This window comes from Noviherbaspirillum sp. (assembly GCF_035254685.1).
Lineage (GTDB): Bacteria > Pseudomonadota > Gammaproteobacteria > Burkholderiales > Burkholderiaceae_D > Noviherbaspirillum.
In genome coordinates, this window is the sequence record NZ_DATFAI010000025.1 from 163116 (window position 1) to 180803 (window position 17688).

The 17688-nt window shown below is 60.6% G+C and carries 17 protein-coding genes; 14 read left to right on the forward strand and 3 right to left on the reverse strand.

What is annotated here, in order from left to right; translation table 11 throughout:
- The first annotated feature begins 13 nt into the window (after window positions 1-13).
- Window positions 14-448, forward strand: a complete 435-nt coding sequence (locus VJ698_RS12640; RefSeq protein ID WP_324103122.1) for a DUF4864 domain-containing protein — start codon at window positions 14-16, stop codon at window positions 446-448.
- Window positions 449-673: 225 nt separating this feature from the next.
- On the opposite strand, the gene VJ698_RS12645 is transcribed toward VJ698_RS12640, so the two are convergent.
- Entirely contained in the window at window positions 674-1024 is a 351-nt protein-coding gene (locus tag VJ698_RS12645) for a TM2 domain-containing protein (RefSeq protein ID WP_324103123.1), read from the reverse strand.
- A gap of 223 nt (window positions 1025-1247) precedes the next feature.
- On the opposite strand from VJ698_RS12645, the gene rpsP reads away from it, so the two are divergent.
- The 7 genes from rpsP (at window position 1248) to VJ698_RS12680 (ending at window position 5839) form a co-directional block, all read left to right on the forward strand.
- The gene (gene rpsP, locus VJ698_RS12650) at window positions 1248-1502 is read left to right on the forward strand and encodes a 30S ribosomal protein S16 (protein WP_324103124.1); all 255 of its coding nucleotides are present in this window, start codon (window positions 1248-1250) and stop codon (window positions 1500-1502) included.
- 30 nt (window positions 1503-1532) lie between these two features.
- Window positions 1533-2060, forward strand: coding sequence for a ribosome maturation factor RimM (gene rimM / locus VJ698_RS12655; protein WP_324103125.1), 528 nt, complete (start codon window positions 1533-1535; stop codon window positions 2058-2060).
- 24 nt (window positions 2061-2084) lie between these two features.
- The gene (gene trmD, locus VJ698_RS12660; protein ID WP_324103126.1) at window positions 2085-2831 is read left to right on the forward strand and encodes a tRNA (guanosine(37)-N1)-methyltransferase TrmD; all 747 of its coding nucleotides are present in this window, start codon (window positions 2085-2087) and stop codon (window positions 2829-2831) included.
- 107 nt (window positions 2832-2938) lie between these two features.
- Complete coding sequence (rplS, locus tag VJ698_RS12665) at window positions 2939-3322, forward strand: 50S ribosomal protein L19 (protein WP_324103127.1); 384 nt, start codon at window positions 2939-2941, stop codon at window positions 3320-3322.
- Window positions 3323-3442: 120 nt separating this feature from the next.
- Entirely contained in the window at window positions 3443-4114 is a 672-nt protein-coding gene (locus VJ698_RS12670) for a CoA pyrophosphatase (protein ID WP_324103196.1), read from the forward strand.
- Between the two features lie 107 nt (window positions 4115-4221).
- Window positions 4222-5178: a CobD/CbiB family protein gene (locus VJ698_RS12675; RefSeq protein ID WP_324103128.1), complete on the forward strand. Its 957-nt coding sequence runs from the start codon at window positions 4222-4224 to the stop codon at window positions 5176-5178.
- 319 nt (window positions 5179-5497) lie between these two features.
- Entirely contained in the window at window positions 5498-5839 is a 342-nt protein-coding gene (locus VJ698_RS12680) for a DUF3579 domain-containing protein (RefSeq protein ID WP_324103129.1), read from the forward strand.
- A 42-nt stretch (window positions 5840-5881) separates the two neighbouring features.
- Here the strand turns inward: VJ698_RS12680 and VJ698_RS12685 are convergent, their stop codons facing one another.
- The gene (locus tag VJ698_RS12685) at window positions 5882-6865 is read right to left on the reverse strand and encodes an SRPBCC family protein (protein ID WP_324103130.1); all 984 of its coding nucleotides are present in this window, start codon (window positions 6863-6865) and stop codon (window positions 5882-5884) included.
- 230 nt (window positions 6866-7095) lie between these two features.
- On the opposite strand from VJ698_RS12685, the gene VJ698_RS12690 reads away from it, so the two are divergent.
- Both VJ698_RS12690 and fumC read left to right on the forward strand, forming a co-directional pair.
- The gene (locus tag VJ698_RS12690; RefSeq protein ID WP_324103131.1) at window positions 7096-10374 is read left to right on the forward strand and encodes an EAL domain-containing protein; all 3279 of its coding nucleotides are present in this window, start codon (window positions 7096-7098) and stop codon (window positions 10372-10374) included.
- Between the two features lie 116 nt (window positions 10375-10490).
- Window positions 10491-11894: a class II fumarate hydratase gene (gene fumC / locus VJ698_RS12695; RefSeq protein WP_324103132.1), complete on the forward strand. Its 1404-nt coding sequence runs from the start codon at window positions 10491-10493 to the stop codon at window positions 11892-11894.
- A gap of 1 nt (window position 11895) precedes the next feature.
- Here fumC and VJ698_RS12700 read toward each other — a convergent pair whose 3' ends face one another.
- The gene (locus VJ698_RS12700; protein WP_324103133.1) at window positions 11896-12798 is read right to left on the reverse strand and encodes a LysR family transcriptional regulator; all 903 of its coding nucleotides are present in this window, start codon (window positions 12796-12798) and stop codon (window positions 11896-11898) included.
- Window positions 12799-12890: 92 nt separating this feature from the next.
- Here VJ698_RS12700 and VJ698_RS12705 point away from each other — a divergent pair, with 92 nt between their 5' ends.
- The 4 genes from VJ698_RS12705 (at window position 12891) to VJ698_RS12720 (ending at window position 17580) form a co-directional block, all read left to right on the forward strand.
- Window positions 12891-13598, forward strand: coding sequence for a histidine phosphatase family protein (locus tag VJ698_RS12705; RefSeq protein WP_324103134.1), 708 nt, complete (start codon window positions 12891-12893; stop codon window positions 13596-13598).
- A gap of 32 nt (window positions 13599-13630) precedes the next feature.
- Complete coding sequence (locus VJ698_RS12710) at window positions 13631-14401, forward strand: SDR family oxidoreductase (protein WP_324103135.1); 771 nt, start codon at window positions 13631-13633, stop codon at window positions 14399-14401.
- 123 nt (window positions 14402-14524) lie between these two features.
- On the forward strand, window positions 14525-15739 hold the full coding sequence (locus VJ698_RS12715) for an acyl-CoA dehydrogenase (protein ID WP_324103136.1): 1215 nt from the start codon (window positions 14525-14527) through the stop codon (window positions 15737-15739).
- A gap of 113 nt (window positions 15740-15852) precedes the next feature.
- A complete protein-coding gene (locus VJ698_RS12720) occupies window positions 15853-17580 on the forward strand; it encodes a long-chain fatty acid--CoA ligase (RefSeq protein ID WP_324103137.1) in 1728 nt (575 codons plus the stop codon).
- Window positions 17581-17688: the final 108 nt, after the last annotated feature.

Sequence of the window (17688 nt, forward strand, 5' to 3'; positions counted from 1 at the left end):
TCCGGAGGCGATCATGAAACGCTTATTGGCAGTGGCAAGCCTGCTGGCAGGGTTGAGCTTGCCGTGCTGGAGTGCGGAACCCATCGGCAACATCACAACTGCAGATGCAATCGCGATCCAGGAAGTCGTCCAGTCACAACTGGACGCGCTGGCCAACGACGATGCGGCCAGCGCATTCGAGCTGGCAAGTTCGCAAAAACGGTTGCTGATCGGCAGTCCCGACAAGTTCCTGCGGCTCATCAAGGAAGAGTACAACCCCATCTATCACTACGAGCGAGCGATTTTCTCCAGCCCGGAAGTAATCGAGGGCGACCCCATTCAGGTGGTACGCGTCACGGACAATACCAGCCACGTGTGGGTCGCAATCTTCTCGATGCAGCAGGAAGAAGACAGCAGCTGGAAAATTGACGGCTGTCAGTTGCTTGAAACGACGAGCGTTTCAATCTAGACCAATCCTTATCCATGCGGTCGGGCGTTCGCGTTCCAGTCGGGCGAAAGCGTCTTGCATCGTGTCTCCACCTTCCCATTAATCGGCATGCGACGATGTCGTCGCACATCGCCCGATTGAGTGACAGTTCAATACAGAGAAAGCATGTCGCATGGCGCGTGGCTCGCGCGCACAGCGGCTTTCTTCTTGCCGGATGGAGAGTCTGATTTCTTGCGATCTGTCAGATCAACCGTAAGCACCGCCGGTAAACAACAGGTCGAACGTGCGGGCAATGGCAGAGATTACGGCAATCGCGCCGCCGCCAAAGGTGAGCACCAGCACCAGGGCGAGCGGCCAGCCAGAGTGAGATTGCCGACCGGAATCACGATTGTGCTGCGCGTCCCATTTTTCGTCAGGGGTGAGACCAATTACCAGTGCCTCGATGAAGCCCGCGAATATCGACACGGGGAGCAAGGCCAGGTGTACCCACGCCCAGACATCTTTCTTGCCGTAAAGATAAAACCGGTGTGCACCCAGTCCACCAAATATGGATGCAAGAAAAGTGGCAAGTGTCTTGTTTTTGTGAGGTGTTGTCATGGCGGCAGGCGTTGCAGGCTGTTGCGTTCTTGTTAAAATAATCGATTATTCGCCGGTGCGGTCATTCCCGGGCGAGGCGTAGTGTGCATGAGCTGCGCGCGCAAGGCAACGCCGGGCCACGCGGCGTACGCTTTGCCCATCATTACCAAACTTGCAGGGGCTGGGAAAAATGGGCTATAATTTCCGGCTTTTTCCGTCTTCGAATACTTTTTGGAAGCACATTATGGTCGTTATCCGTTTATCCCGTTCCGGCGCCACCAAGCGTCCTTTCTACAATATCGTCGCCACCGACTCGCGCAACCGTCGTGACGGCCGCTTCATCGAGCGCCTGGGTTTCTACAACCCGATCGCTGCCGGCAATGATGAAGGTTTCCGCATTGCGCAGGACCGCCTGGCGCACTGGCAGGGTGTTGGCGCGCAATTGTCGCCGACCGTGGCACGTCTCGTGAAAGAAGCCGGCAAGAAAGCCGCTGCTTAATTCAGCTTGTCGAGCATAGGCGCATCGGGGATGGATATCCCTGAGGATCTGGTGCTGGTCGGGTATGTGACTGGCGCCTATGGCATCAAGGGCTGGGTAAGGATCAAGCCCTATTCAGCCGACGCGGATGCGCTGCTGTACGCAAGAACATGGTGGCTGGACAAACCCGTCCTGCGCGACGTCGACATGATGCAGGCCAAGTCGCACGGCGAGGACGTCGTTGCTCAGTTGATGGGTGTGGCCGATCGCGATGCGGCGGAAGCGCTCAAGGGTGCAACCGTGCAGGTGAGGCGCAGCCATTTTCCACCGCTATCGGACAATGAGTTTTACTGGATTGACCTGATTGGCCTGGCAGTCGAGAACCTGCAAGGCGAAAGCCTGGGAACGGTTGCTGACCTGATGGACAACGGCGCGCATCCGATATTGCGGGTGGTTGCTCCGGCAGGGCTGGAAGGCGAGAAGCCAACAGAGCGGTTGATCCCGTTTGTCGATCAGTTCGTCAAGACGGTCGACCAGGCAGCGAAGAAGATTACGGTGGACTGGGAGCTGGACTATTAGCTCCGATTTTGGGGATTGGTGAAGATGCAATTCGATGTCGTCACACTCTTTCCCGACATGTTCGCCGCGATAACGCAGTCGGGCATCACCCGACGTGCGTTCGAGCAGAAGAAGTGTGCGCTGGCGCTGTGGAATCCGCGTGACTTCACGATCGACAATTACCGCACCATCGACGACCGGCCATATGGCGGCGGTCCGGGTATGGTAATGATGGCGAAGCCGCTGGAAGCGGCGATCGACGCGGCGAGGGCGCGCCAGTTGCAGCAGGGGTTGCCGCAGCCACGCGTGGTGTATCTTTCGCCGCAAGGTAGGCCGCTTACGCATGAACGAGTGATGCAGCTGACAGCCGAGCCTGGGTTGGTGCTCCTTTGCGGGCGTTATGAGGCGGTGGACCAACGTTTGCTGGATCGCTGCGTGGATGAGGAAATCAGTCTCGGTGACTTCGTGCTGTCGGGCGGTGAGTTGCCGGCCATGGCACTGATGGATGCGGTGATACGGCAATTGCCAGGTGTCCTGAATGACGATGTATCGGCAGTCGAGGACAGCTTCGTCAACGGCTTGCTGGACTGTCCGCATTACACGCGGCCGGAAGTGTACGAAGGCGTTGCGGTGCCGCCTGTGCTACTGGGCGGGCATCATGCGGAAATTGAAAAATGGCGACGCGAGCAGTCGCTGCTGGCGACCGCGACAAAGCGGCCGGATCTGATTCTGAAGGCGCGTGAAGCAGGATTGCTGACACGAGCCGATGAAAAGTTTTTAAGCAGTTTGTAGTTGTTGTATCGCGCGGGGTCATTCCCGTATTTGTAAAACTCCATCCTCTACCGGGCAATTAGCGAAGCACATCGCCTGCGCCGGCACGATGGTTCAAGGAGCTGAAAATGGACTTGATCCAGAAACTCGAGCAAGAAGAAATCGCCCGCCTGGGCAAAAACATCCCTGACTTCGCACCGGGTGACACCGTCGTCGTCAACGTCAACGTGGTTGAAGGCACCCGCAAGCGTGCACAGGCTTACGAAGGCGTCGTGATTGCACGCCGCAATCGCGGTCTGAACTCTAACTTCATCGTTCGCAAGATTTCGTCCGGTGAAGGCGTGGAACGTACCTTCCAGCTTTATTCGCCGCTGATCGCTTCGATTGAAGTCAAGCGCCGTGGCGATGTCCGCCGTGCGAAGCTGTACTACCTGCGTGAGCGTTCCGGCAAGTCGGCACGTATCAAGGAAAAGCTGCCGAACCGTCGTGCAGCAACGCAGGCAGCGGAGTAATCGACGCGTACTGCAGGAAAAAGGCACCCGCGGGTGCCTTTTTTCATTTCCGGCCGACCTGCCCGTATCCACGTTAGAATCGGTAATCGACTTTTTACCGACTATTACAGGAAAGTTACTTTGTCCAAACTGATTTTCGACCCAGAAGCCTTGCCCGTGGAATCAATCGCGGGAGAGGCTCCTGTCGCGCCGGAGCGGCTGACGGAAGCGTGGCTGCGAGAGCGTTTTGCCAGTCCGCCGCAGTGGAAACCCGAGCATTTTGAAGAACCGTTGATGCGGAAGTCTTTTCCCGGGCCGACCCCGGCGTCGGTGCTCATGCCGCTCGTGGCGCGCGAGCAGGGCCTGACATTGCTGCTGACACAGCGTACCGCCCATCTGAACGACCATGCCGGCCAGATCAGTCTGCCCGGGGGGCGGATGGATGAAGTGGATACCTCCAGCATTGAAACCGCACTGCGCGAAACGGAAGAGGAAGTGGGGCTGCACCGTCGTCACATCGAAGTGCTCGGCACACTTCCCGACTACTTTACCGGCACCGGTTTTCGCGTCACCCCGGTGGTGTCGCTGGTGCGACCGCCTTTCGAACTGCGCGCTGATCCGTTCGAGGTGGCGGAGATTTTTGAGGTTCCGCTGGCGTTCCTCATGAATGGCCTGAACCATCAGCGCCGCACGATTGACCTGCCGGGCGACAGCCGTCGCCGCAGCTTCTATGCCATGCCGTACGATCGTTTTTTCATCTGGGGCGCGACGGCCGGAATGCTGCGCAATCTGTTTCATTTCCTGCGTGCATAGCTGCATTGGGCCGGATTCCCCGGAGCTGTCCTGCTCCCGGCGCTTTGGTTTGATTACCGTGTTGCGCTGCGTTATCGTATCGGTTGTGTGATTATCAAGGCAGGCAGATGACCTTCTTCTCCATTCTTTTCGCGTTGTTACTCGAACAACTCAAGCCGCTGCGCGCGGACAACCCCATGTATGCCGCGGCCAAGCAGTTGGCTGCGCGCATCGAGGCGACCTTCAACGCTGGCGAAGAAAGGCATGGACGCATGGCCTGGATCGTGACCATGCTGGTGCTGATGGTGCCGACCCTGCTGGTGTACTGGCTGTGCCTGAAAATCAGTCCGCTGGCAGCCTTGCTGTGGAATGTCCTGATCGCCTACCTCACACTCGGGTTCCGCCATTACAGCCATTACTTCTCCTCGATCCAGATTGCGCTGAATAGCGGCGATGAAACCGCTGCGCGCGAACTGCTTGCTGAATGGACGAGGCAGAACACCGTCGGCATGAGTGTCAGTGACATCTCGCGCGTTGCCGTGGAAAAGGCCTTGATCGCCAGCCATCGCAACGTGTTCGGCGTGTTTTTCTGGTTTGTCATGCCGATCGGGCCCGCGGGCGCGATCATGTACCGTGTGGCGGAATACCTTGCCCGCGCCTGGAACGAGCCGGAGCACCTGAAGAACGAGCCTTTCGGCCGTTTCGCCATGAAGGCCTTTTACTGGATCGACTGGATTCCGGCGCGCCTGACGGCCATCGCCTTTGCCATCGTCGGCAACTTCGAGGACGCGATTTATGCATGGCGCAATTTTGCGTATCGCTGGCAGGACGAGAGCGTGGGCATCATCCTTTCCGCCGGGGGCGGAGCGATGGGCCTCCGCCTTGGGACCGAGCGTGAAAATGCCGCGGATATTCCTACCGTCGACGCTGCGACTGTCGACACGACCACCATCGAAACAGAAGGATTGCCTGGCGAAGAGGCAACGACCCGGGCGCTGCAAAGCACCGTCGGGCTCGTGTGGCGCGCGTTGCTGCTCTGGATGCTGCTCCTGCTCCTGCTGTCGATTGCCGTGTGGCTCGGCTGACGCCGGCTGACGATCCCGGCATGTTTTGCTCCCGCAGACGGGACATTATTCCAGTTTGTCTTGGTCTAATGGATCGTCCGGCGGTGATGCTTCCGCCTCGTGTCGGGCCGGTTCAAAACCTTGGTGCTCACTGTTTCTGCTACAGGCAATATCTCACAATGTGAAATATTGTGGCACAACAAGTCTTCTATAAGATATAATATGTAAGAATTCTGCAAGCTTGGCACCGCATGATGGCGCCAAGCCAGAAGCCGGTTGATTCACCGAATTGCAACCGGCTCCGGAATAATAGCAACCGCTATAAAGGCAAGCCGCGCACATGGCCAATTCGACTAAACACAAGATTGTTGCCCGCGAGTTTTTCATCCAAGGGGTGACCAGCGATGGCAGGCAGTTTCGACCCAGCGACTGGGCCGAGCGTTTGTGCGGCGTGTTGTCCTGCTTCCGCCCGGAAGGCACGGGCGGGCCGGGTGCCCATCTTCGCTATTCCCCCTATGTCCGCCCGACAGTACTGGGCGGCGTGAAATCGGTTGTCGTCAACGAGGCCTTGCGCGACATCGAGCCGCTCGCCTTTCACTTCGTTGTCAATTTCGCAAAGGACAACGATCTCCAGATCGTCGACGCTTGCCTTTTGCCTGACGAGAACGAAAAGCTCGCCTGATTTTCGACGACCTTTCTCTCACGTTTCCCAGCTGGAGTCTCTTCAAACTACCTGTCGCTGCCGCAGTGTCGCGGCATAAGCCTTCCAGAGGCTGGATGTCGCTGCGGCCGTCATGCCGAAGACCGCGTGCGCCGCTGCGGTGATCCAGTCCTTGCTCGCTTCAAACCACGGGAAAAGCGCGGTGAACCCGTACATGTTGATCCCGAAAAGCATTAGGCCGAACAGGCATCCCGCGACGATGGCGCGTGCCTGGTTCAGGTGCATCGTCAATGCTTCGAGCAATGCGGCATAGGCCAGCGAGAGGGTGAAGTGGACCAGCGTGGCCGCCAACATGATTCCCCAGTCCAGGGCGACAGGAGGCGGTAGCACTGCGGGGCCCAATACAATGGCGGCAGCCAGGCGCGTGTCCCTCAGGAGCATGTTGAACGGCGACAGGCCTGCAAGCCACCACAGAATGACCTGGGCAATGGTGGCGACGATGCCGGCTGCCGCGCCGGAGACCGCTACTGCCGGCCAGTGCATTTTTGCATGCCGCGCGGCGGGCAGTTCGTGACAAACGGACTCGACCAGACGTGCGCCGAGCCGATGCGCCAAGGCGTCCGCGCCCTGCTGCATGAGCGCGTGGTGGTTGCTTGCAAACAGCCTGCGCGCGGCGGGCGCTGCAAGGTTCATCCACAGCTTGGTGGTGTGGACATGCCATTCATAATGCACGGTAGTGATCCCGGCCTGATGGGAAAATGTCCAGCGACCGACGCCTTCCAGGTCGCCGCTTATGCTGGCCTCGAGGAATTCCGGCGAGACGATGCGCGTAGTCAGGGCATCAAAACGGAGCCTGTACGGCAGCCTTCCTTTCCACGTGTAGTGGCGCACGCTGCCAATGCCATCAGGGCGCCCTTCGACGCGCTGTTCGACCGCATCGGCGCCGGGCCACCATGCCGGCCACTGCAGGGAGTCCACGATGGCGTCGAACACCGGTTGCATCGGCACCGCGAAACGCCAAGTGGCAAGCAGTCGATATTCGGCCATGGGTGATGCGACTTTGACAATATCATTCTATCCTAATGCGGATGCGCACGACCGGATTTGAGCTATTCCCGGCGTGAGGCCGAAAAGGCGTCTGCAGATGATGCGGATATGCCAGTAGAGTGAGGCCGGGGCATCGCCGGCTTTCATTTCCGATGGGAAATGCTGTACTCTAGCAAAGGCTGTGTTTCTGAATAGAAATCCTTTCTTTCCCAAGGGTGCCTGGAGCCGCGATGTTTCGCAGTCGTCTGCCATTCAATTTCTCGATCGCCACCGTGCTGGCACTGGCGATTGGACTGATTTGCACGGCTGCCCTGTTCCTGGGCGTGCGCCGCCTCGAGCATGACAAGGTTGAACTCGACTTCAGGCAGCACGCGAACGCGCGCATCCTCGGGGTGCGGCAGCAACTGGATGAAACTGTCCAGGTGCTGAAAGTGATCAACCAGCTGTTTGCCAGTTTTGATCCAGTCAGCCGCGAACAATTCAGAACCTATACCCAGCCGCTCCTCGACCGCTATCCCTTCATCCAGGCATTCAATTTTCACCGTTTCGTTCCGGCCGGCGAGCGCAAGGCCTATGAGGAATCGATGCGTGCGCAGTTCCCCGGATTCGCCATGACCCAGCTCAGGGATGGCAAGCTCGTGCCCGCACAGGAGCGTGACCGTTACCTGGTCGTGGATTACATCGAGCCCTTTCGCGGCAACGAAGTGGCATTCGGCATGGACGTGTCGCCCAACGCGCAGGAAATGGCAGCGGTGCAGTACGCCATCGACACCGGCAAGGCCGCATCCACCGGACTGCTGCACCTGGCGCAGGGCGATGGGGCGATGCTGGGATTCGTGGTCGTGATGCCCGTGTATCGTCATGGCATTCCACTGGATGACGTCGAAGCGCGCCGCAAGGCGGCCATCGGCGATACTGCCGCCGTATTTGACGCCCGAGGCGTGATGGAAAAGTTGCTGGCGGCGAATGGCATGATGGACACGGCCGACATCGACATCAGCGTGTATGCCGGCAGCAGGCTTGACGAAGCTTCGCTGGCATACCGGCGCGGCGCCGCGCCGATCGCAAAAAACGAAGCATCATGGATCCCGGGCTGGATAGTCCGGGACAGGCCGGAGAGCATTCTGCGCCGCTTTGATGTCGCCGGACAAACCTGGCTCATCAGCACGTCGGCGGCGCCGACCCTGTTTGCCGATCGACACAACGGCTCGCTGTACGGATTGATCGCCGGCGCACTGATCAGCATCCTGTTCGCGGCCTATGTGCAGGCGCTCTCCCTGCGTTCGCGCCGTGTGCACCGGTTGGTCGAGCAGCGTACCGCGGAGCTGCGCCTGGCGAATGCGCTACTAACGGACGATATCGCCGCGCGCCTGCGTGCCGAGGAGGGATTGCGACTGCGCCAGCGCGCGATTGATGCCAGCGCCAACGCGATCATCATCGTCAGCGCGACACCCCCTGGCTATCCGATCGAATACGTCAATCCGGCATTCGAACGCATCACCGGCTATTCCGCGGCCGACGTCGTCGGGCGCAGCGCCGGCATGCTGTGGGCGCAAGAACCGGGGCAGCCGGAGGTCGAGGAGCTGCGCGCCGCGGCGCGCGAGAAGCGTGAAGTGCATACGGTCCTGCAGAGCCACAACAAGAACGGCGACACGATCTGGGCGGATGTCTATCTCGCGCCGGTCCGTGACGAGGCCGGGGAGGTCAGTCACTACGTCGTTGCCTTGTACGACATCACTGCCACCAGGCGCTATCAGGCCGAGCTTGAATTCCAGGCCAACTGCGACACGCTGACCGGGCTGGCCAACCGCAGCCTTCTGCACGACCGGCTGCGGCAGGTGATCGCCTATGCGGAGCGTTACGGCAATCCGGCCTGGGTGCTGTTCATCAATCTCGACCGCTTCAAGTTCGTCAACGACACGCTGGGCCATCACGCTGGCGACATCGTGCTGAAATGCGTGGCACAGCGCTTGCGTGATGCGGTGCGAGACACTGATACGATCGCCCGGCTGTCGGCCGACGAGTTCGTGCTGGTGCTGCCGGAGCGGGCCGACGAAAGCCTGTCGCCGGCGGTGGTCCAGCGCATCATGGATGCGATCACGCCGCCCATCGTGATCGAAGGATACGAATTCGTGATGGGTTGCAGCGTCGGCATTGCGGACTGCCCGGCCGACGGCACGGAACCCGACGTGCTGATCAAGCACGCCGGCATCGCCATGTATCGCGCCAAGGAAGTCGGGCGCAACAACTTCCAGTTCTACACGGCGTCGATGAACGAGCGGGCGATGGAGCGCCTGCGCATCGAGGGCGATCTGCGCAATGCGCTGGAGCGCGAGGAGTTCGTGCTGCATTACCAGCCGCAGGTCGACCTCGCCACGGGGCGCGTTGTCGGCGTGGAGGCACTGATCCGCTGGCAGCATCCGGTCATGGGCATGGTGCCGCCGGTGCGTTTCATCGAGCTGGCCGAAGAGATGGGAATGATCCTCCCGATCGGGACCTGGGTGATGCGCACGGCCTGCCGGCAGAGCGTGGAATGGGCACATGCCGGGCTCGGACAGGTGCGAGTGGCGGTGAACCTCTCGGCGCGCCAGTTCTATCAGCAGGACCTGGTCGCTACCATCGCAGCGATCCTGGATGAAACCGGCATCGCGCCGCAACTGCTGGAGCTGGAACTGACCGAGAGCATGATGATGAGCGACATCGAGCATGCCGTTGGCATCCTGCGCAAGCTCAAGGCGCTCGGCGTGCATCTGGCGATCGACGACTTCGGCACCGGCTATTCATCGCTCGCCTACCTGAAGCGCTTCCCGATCGACGTGCTGAAAATCGACCGCTCATTCGTGGGCGACATCACCGTCGACCCGGATGATGCGGCGATCGTCCTGTCCATCATCTCGCTGGCGCACAGCCTGCGGCTGCAGGTAGTGGCAGAGGGCGTCGAGACCGAAGCACAGCTTGCCTACCTGCGCCGGCACGGCTGCGACTGCATGCAGGGCTATTACTTCAGCCGTCCGCTGCCGGCCCAGGAATTCACGCAGCTGCTGCGCCACGACCGGCATCTCCAGCCGCCCGCCGGCAACATCAGCGGCCAGCGGCCGAGCGAGACGTTGTTGATCATCGATCATGAGGCCGACAGCGCACGGGCGCTGCACGGCATGTTGCGTCAGGATGGCTATCAGATCCTGAATGCCTTTACTTCCGAAGAAGCGATTGGGCTCATGGCGCGGCATGAAGTGCAGGTGGTCCTGTGCGAACGCGGGATGCCCGCTGTCGACGGCATGGCTTTGTTAGGCCAGGTCAAGTCGCTTTACCCGCAATCCATCTGCATCCTGCTGTCGCATGAGGCCGCGCACGATACGGTGATCGATGCTGTCAAACGCGGCGAGATTTATCGTTTCTTCACCCGGCCATGGAGCGAAAAGGCGTTGCGCGACAGCATCCGCGACGCTTTCCATCATTACTGGCTGCTGAGCGGTACCGACACCCGGCCGGCGCATGTTTCCGCATAAGCCTCATGTCGCCGGCAATTATCTTGATCGCACGCCGTCGATGCACTAGCTTGAATTGAAGGCAGGCCGCAAGGCTTGCCGGAATTGAAACCAGTGCACGCAACACGGAGCGCGACATGACCGACACCAGGACCGAGCACGACACGTTTGGCGCCATCGAGGTGCCAACCGGGCGATTATGGGGAGCCCAGACCCAGCGATCGCTGGAGCATTTCCGCATTTCATCCGAGCGCATGCCGCAATCCTTGATCGTTGCCCTGGCACAGGTGAAGCGCGCCTGTGCCGTGGTGAACCGCGAACTGGGCAAGCTCGACGAAAAGAAGGCGAACGCCATCATTGCGGCAGCCAATGAAGTCATCGAGGGGCGATGTCCCGATGAATTTCCGCTTTCCGTCTGGCAAACGGGCTCCGGCACGCAGACCAACATGAACATGAACGAGGTGCTGGCCAATCGCGCGTCGGAATTGCTGGGCGGCACGCGCGGCGAAGGAAGGCTGGTGCATCCCAACGATGACGTGAACCTTGGCCAGTCATCCAATGATGTTTTCCCGACAGCCATGCACGTGGCGGCGGTCCACGCGGTCACGCATGCGCTGCTGCCGGCGCTGCGCGGCCTGCGTGATACGCTCGACGCAAAGGCCGCCGAGTTCGAGGGCGTGGTCAAGATCGGGCGCACGCATTTGCAGGACGCAACGCCGCTCACGCTCGGGCAGGAATTTTCCGGCTATGTGGCGCAGCTCGATCATGCGGCCGTGGCCATCGGCGCCACGCTGCCGGCGCTATCCGAGCTGGCCATCGGCGGCACGGCGGTCGGCACCGGCCTGAACACCCATCCGCAATTCGGCGAGCGCGTCGCGCAGGAACTCGCACGTGCCACCGGCCTTGCATTTACGAGCGCGCCGAACAAGTTTGCCGCGCTGGCCGGGCAGGAAGCGATGCTCGCCGCGCATGGCGCGCTGAAGACGCTGGCGGCGGCCCTGATGAAGATCGCGAACGACGTGCGCTGGCTGGCCTCCGGGCCGCGCTCGGGACTGGGCGAGATCACGATTCCCGAGAACGAACCCGGCAGCTCCATCATGCCAGGAAAGGTCAACCCGACGCAGTGCGAGGCGCTGACAATGCTGTGCTGCCAGGTGTTCGGCAACGACGTAGCGCTCAATTTCGGCGGCGCTTCAGGCAACTTCGAACTGAATGTGTTCAAGCCGCTCATCGTGCACAACTTCCTGCAGAGCGTGCGCCTGCTGGCCGATGGCATGGACAGTTTCGACCGTCATTGCGTACGCGGCATCGAAGCGAACCACACGCGCATCGCGGAGCTGATGGAACGTTCGCTGATGCTGGTGACCGCGCTGGCCCCGCACATCGGCTATGACCGCGCGGCGCAGATCGCCAAGCGCGCACATCATGAAGGCAGCACATTGAAGGAAGCCGCGCTGGCGCTGGGCTATGTGACAGCGGAGGACTTCGAACGTTGGGTCAGGCCGGAAGCGATGACGCACCCGACGGCAGGCGCGAAGTAAATCAGTCCTTGATCGACAGCATGACCTGTTCGCGGAACCAGCGGTTGGCCGGATCGTTGTCGACGCTTGCATGCCAGTAGAGGAAGACGTCGAAAGCTGGTACTTCGAGTGGGAAGGGGATGATCTGGTTGCCGAACTGTTCGTTGGCAATGCGCGCATAGCGGCCGGGCATGGTGAGGATCATGTCGGTCTGGCTGACCACGCGGCAGGCGGCATAGTAATGCTGGCAGCGCAGGCGGATATGCCGCTCTAGCCCGAAGCGGCTGAGTTCGAAATCTTCGATACCGGGCCCCCGGCGGCGTGAACTCGCGAGAATGTGGTCTTGCTTCAGGTAGGTGTCGATGTTGATGCTGCCGTCGATGGCGGGATGGCCCTTGCGCGCCACGATCACTGTCGAATCCTGGTAGATCCGCGTATGCATGATGTCGCTCGACAGCGGCAGCAGCACGTCGATGGCGCCGTCCAGGGCGCCGGTGGCGAGTTCCGTTTCCAGTTCCCTGCGCTCCACCTGGCTGGCGGCGATGTCCACCAGCGGCGCGGCCTGCCGCACGCGGCGCATCAGCGGTGGCAGGATGGTCGCTTCGAGCACATCGCGCAGCGCAATATTGAAGCGCTTGCCGGTTGTCTCCGGGTCGAAGGCGTGCACGCCGTTCAGCGTCACTTCCAGCCCGCGTAGCGAGCGACGGATCGGCTCGATCATGTTGCGTGCGAGTGGGGTGGAAACCATCTTATGGCCTTGCCGCACGAACAGCGGGTCATCGAACATCTGGCGCAGGCGGCCCAGCGCGTGGCTGATCGCCGGCTGCGTGAGGTTCAGTTTCTGGCTGGCACGGGTAACGCTGCCCTCCGTGTAGATGGCTTCGAAGACGGTGAACAGATTCAGGTCGACCCGGGAAATATGCATCGTGCTTATGAACTTCGATAATAACTATTCATTTGATCGATTCTATACCCGGCGATATGCTTCCTCAACAGCTAAAGCATGGGAAGCGACGGATGGGACAAATCTACCTGGTGCGCCACGGACAGGCATCCTTCGGCAGCACGAACTACGACCAGTTGTCGGAGCTCGGTTTTGAGCAGGCGCGCCTGCTGGGCGAATGGTTTGCCAATTCGCACCAGAAGTTCACGCGCGTCGTCACGGGCAGCCTGAACCGCCACCGGCAGACGGCTGACGCGTGCATCGGGAGCTTGCCGAAATCGCAGCGCGTCGATACGGACTGGAACACCGATCCCGGCTTTGACGAGTACAACCATCACGAGGTGATGGTCCGCCATCATCCGGAGTTCGAGGATCCGGAGGCGGTCAAGCGCTTTCTCGCTTCCAGCCCGAACGCGCGCCGGGTGTTCCAGGAAATGTTCGAGGCGGGGATGCGGCGCTGGATGGATGGCGCGCACGACACGGATTACCGCGAGCCGTGGCCTGTTTTTAAGGGCCGCTGCGTGGCCGCGCTGCAGCGCCTGCTCGACGGCGCCGACAAGTCGCAGAACATCGTCGTGTTCACCTCGGGCGGCACCATCGCGACGATCTGCCAGCACCTGCTCGGATTGCAGGACCGGCAGATGGCGGAAATGAACTGGTCGCTGGTCAACTGCGGCGTCACCAAGCTGCTGTACCGGCCCGGCCGCGTCACCCTTAGTTATCTCAACAACTACGCTCATCTCGAATGGCTGGGCGAACCGCACACCATTACTTACCGCTGACGCACTTACACCTGAATTCTTTATCGCTGATCATGACCAACGCAAACCTGTTCGACCTCACCGGAAAAATCGCGCTCGTGACCGGCGCCAGTCGCGGCATCGGCGAATCGATCGCCAGGACATTCGCCGCGTATGGCGCACATGTGATCATCTCCAGCCGCAAGGCGGAGGCTTGCGAAGCCGTCGCGGCTGCCATCCGTGAAGCAGGCGGATCGGCCGAAGCCATCGCCTGCCATATCGGCGAGATGGCGCAGATCGAGGCCATGTTCGCTGCCGTTGCGAACAAGCACGGCCGCCTTGACATCCTCGTCAACAACGCCGCCACCAATCCGTATTTCGGCCCCATCGTCGATACCGACCTGTCCTCGTTCCAGAAGACGGTCGACGTGAATATCCGCGGCTATTTCTTCAGCTGCGCGCTGGGCGCGAAGATGATGGCGAAAAGTGGCGGCGGCAGCATCATCAACGTTGCCTCGGTCAACGGCGTGATCCCGGGCGGCATGCAGGGCATCTATTCGATCACGAAAGCCGCGGTCATTTCGATGACGCAGGCATTCGCCAAGGAATGCGCGGAAGCGAAGGTGCGCGTCAACGCGCTGCTGCCTGGCGCGACCGACACGAAGTTTGCGAGCGCGCTGGTGCACAACGAAGCGGTGCTCAACAGGCTGATGCCGCATGTACCGATGCGTCGCGTCGCTCAGCCGGACGAGATGGCCGGCGCGGTGCTGTACCTGGCATCCGATGCGGCGAGCTACACCACCGGCACCTGCATCAATGTCGACGGCGGTTACCTGATCGGGTAGGCCGGCGCAAGTCAAGGCAAGGCGGTGCCGCTCCGCTATCGAAGCGGCGCCGGACAGGATCTCATCACACGCATGCCATCAACAAGAAACAAGCAATGCATGCATAACTTCATGGAGTGACATATGGACTTCGAATACAGCCCCAAGGTCAAGGACCTGCAGAAACGCGTGACGGCATTCATGGATGAGTACATCTATCCGAACGAAGCCGGCTTCTTCAAGGAAATCGAAGCGAACCGCGCCAAGGGCAATGCCTGGGTGCCGACGAAGATCGTGGAAGAGCTGAAGGAAAAGGCGCGCGCGCAAGGCTTGTGGAACCTGTTCCTGCCCGAATCCCATCGTGGTGCCGGCCTCACCAACCTGGAATACGCGCCCCTGTGCGAAATCATGGGCCGCTCGCTGTGGTCGGCCGAAGTGTTCAACTGCTCGGCGCCTGATACCGGCAACATGGAAACGCTGGAACGCTATGCCAGCGAAGAACTGAAAGAGCAATGGCTGGAGCCTCTGCTGCAAGGGAAGATCCGTTCCTGCTTCGCGATGACGGAGCCGGCAGTTGCGTCTTCCGACGCCACCAACATCGAGAGTTCGATCGTGCGCGACGGCGATGAGTACGTCATCAACGGCCGCAAATGGTGGTCGTCCGGCGCCAACGATCCGCGCTGCAAGGTCTTCATCTTCATGGGCAAGACCGATCCCTCCGCCGAGAAGCACAAGCAGCAGTCGATGATCGTGGTGCCGCGCGACACGCCTGGCGTGAAGATCCTGCGCAACCTGCCTGTGTTCGGCTATGACGACGCGCCGCACGGCCATGGCGAGGTGCATTTCGAGAATGTGCGCGTGCCCGTTTCGAACATCCTGCTGGGCGAGGGCCGCGGTTTCGAGATTGCACAGGGCCGTCTCGGACCGGGCCGCATCCACCACTGCATGCGCCTGATCGGCCTGGCCGAGCGCGCGCTGGAAGACATGTGTCGCCGCAGCCTGAAGCGTGTCGCGTTCGGCAAGCCGATCGCGGAACAGACCGTCACGCTGGAGCGCATCGCCAACGCGCGCATCCTGATCGACCAGGCACGCTTCCTTGTGCTCAATGCCGCCTACATGATGGACACCGTGGGCAACAAGGTCGCTGCAAAGGAAATCGCCATGATCAAGGTGGCGGCGCCGAACATGGCCTGCCAGGTGATCGACTGGGCGATCCAGGCGCATGGCGGCGCCGGTGTCTCGGGTGACTTCAACCTTGCGTATTCGTATGCGCAGGCGCGCACCTTGCGCCTTGCCGATGGCCCGGACGAAGTGCATCGCAACCAGATCGGCAAGATGGAACTGCGGAAGTACAAGTGACGGGCACGTGCGGCGGCACATGACCGCCGCACGAAACGAACAATCGCCACCACCGGCCTGCTTCTCGATGCCGGATGTGGTGCGTGAAGGGGCGGCAACGAGGGTGTACACGCATGGAACCTGACATCAAGCGATTCCCCTGGATCAAGTCTTATCCGCCCGGCGTGCGCTGGGATGCGGAATTGCCGGTGATGCCAGTCCAGCAGTTGCTGGATGATGCCGCCGCGAAGTGGCCGCATCATCCTGCCCTCGATTTCATGGGCCGCCAGACGACGTATCGTGAGCTGGCCGTGCTGGTCGATCGCGCCGCCAAAGGCTTCCAGCAACTTGGCGTGCAGCCGGGCGTGCATGTCGGCCTCTATCTTCCGAACACGCCGCATTATGTGATCAGTTTTTTCGCGGTGCTGAAGGCCGGCGGCATCGTGGTGAACTACTCGCCGCTGGATGCTGAGAAGGTGCTGGCGCACAAGATCGAAGATAGCGAAACCGAGATCCTCGTTACGCTCGACCTGGAAGCGCTTTATCCGCAGATGGCAAGGCTGCTGGGCAGCACGCGCCTCAAAAAGCTCGTCGTCGGCACGATTCCCGAGTTGGCGGCCCATTCGAACGTGGTGCGTGCGCAGATGCAGAAGGCCGGACAACTGGCAGAAACAGCCGAAGATGCGCGCATCACGCGCTTTGCGGCCTTGCTCGACAATGATGGCCGCTATCGCACGTATCCGCTCTCCGATGTGACACAGGACGTCGCCGTGCTGCAGTACACCGGCGGCACTACCGGATTGCCCAAGGGGGCGATGCTGACCCATGCAAACCTGACGACTGCGTGCAGCCAGCTCCACGCAGTCGTGAGCGGCGAGCCGAAAGTCCTGGAAGAAGGTAGCGAACGCGTGCTCGCAGTACTGCCGCTCTTCCACATCTACGCACTGACCGTCAACATGCTGTTCGGCATTCGCATGGGCGCGGAAATCGTCCTGCATCCCCGGTTCGACCTGAGCGCGGTGGTCAAGGACCTGGCCGAAAAGAAGATCACCGTATTCTGTGGCGTGCCTACCATGTACACGGCGATCATCCATTACCCCGACATCGGCAACTACGAATTGAGCTCGCTGAAATTCTGCGGATCGGGTGGCGCGCCCCTGCCGATGGAAGTCAACCAGAGCTTCCAGCACCTGACCGGATGCTGCCTGGTAGAAGGCTGGGGCATGACGGAAACCTCGCCGACCGGCACCTTCACGCCGGTGTATGGCATCCAGAAGACCGGTTCCTGCGGCATGCCCACTGTGGGCGTCACGATCAAATTCGTCAGTATCGAGGATCCGTCGCACGAGGTGAACCGCGGCGAGCACGGCGAGATGTGCATCAAGGGCGCGAACGTGATGAAGGGCTACTGGAAGAACACGGATGCGACCGCGGAATCCATGACACCGGATGGCTTCTTCCGCACCGGCGACGTCGGCTACATGGACGAGGACGGCTTCGTGTACATCGTCGACCGCACAAAGGACATGATCCTGTGCGGCGGCTATAACGTTTATCCGCGCAACATCGAGGAAGCGATCTACGAGCATCCGTCGGTCGCGGAGGTGAGCGTGATCGGCATTCCCGATGCGTATCGCGGCCAGTCGCCCAAGGCATTCATCACGCTCAAGCCAAGTGCGGAAGCATTTACGCTGGACGAACTGAAGTCCTTCCTGCGGCGGCGCCTCGGCAGGCATGAAATGGTGCAGGCGATGGAGATCCGCGCGGCATTGCCGAAGACGCCGGTAGGAAAACTCTCGAAGAAGGAACTGTACGAGGAAGAACAGCGCAAGCGCGCCAGGACGGAATCGAAGGCCGGCTGATCTGCGGGCAATCATTTAGTCCACGGAAAACACGGAAAAAACAGAAAATTTCGTTGCGATGTTTTCCGTGCTTTCCGTGTTTTCCGTGGACATCCATCGGTCAGAATT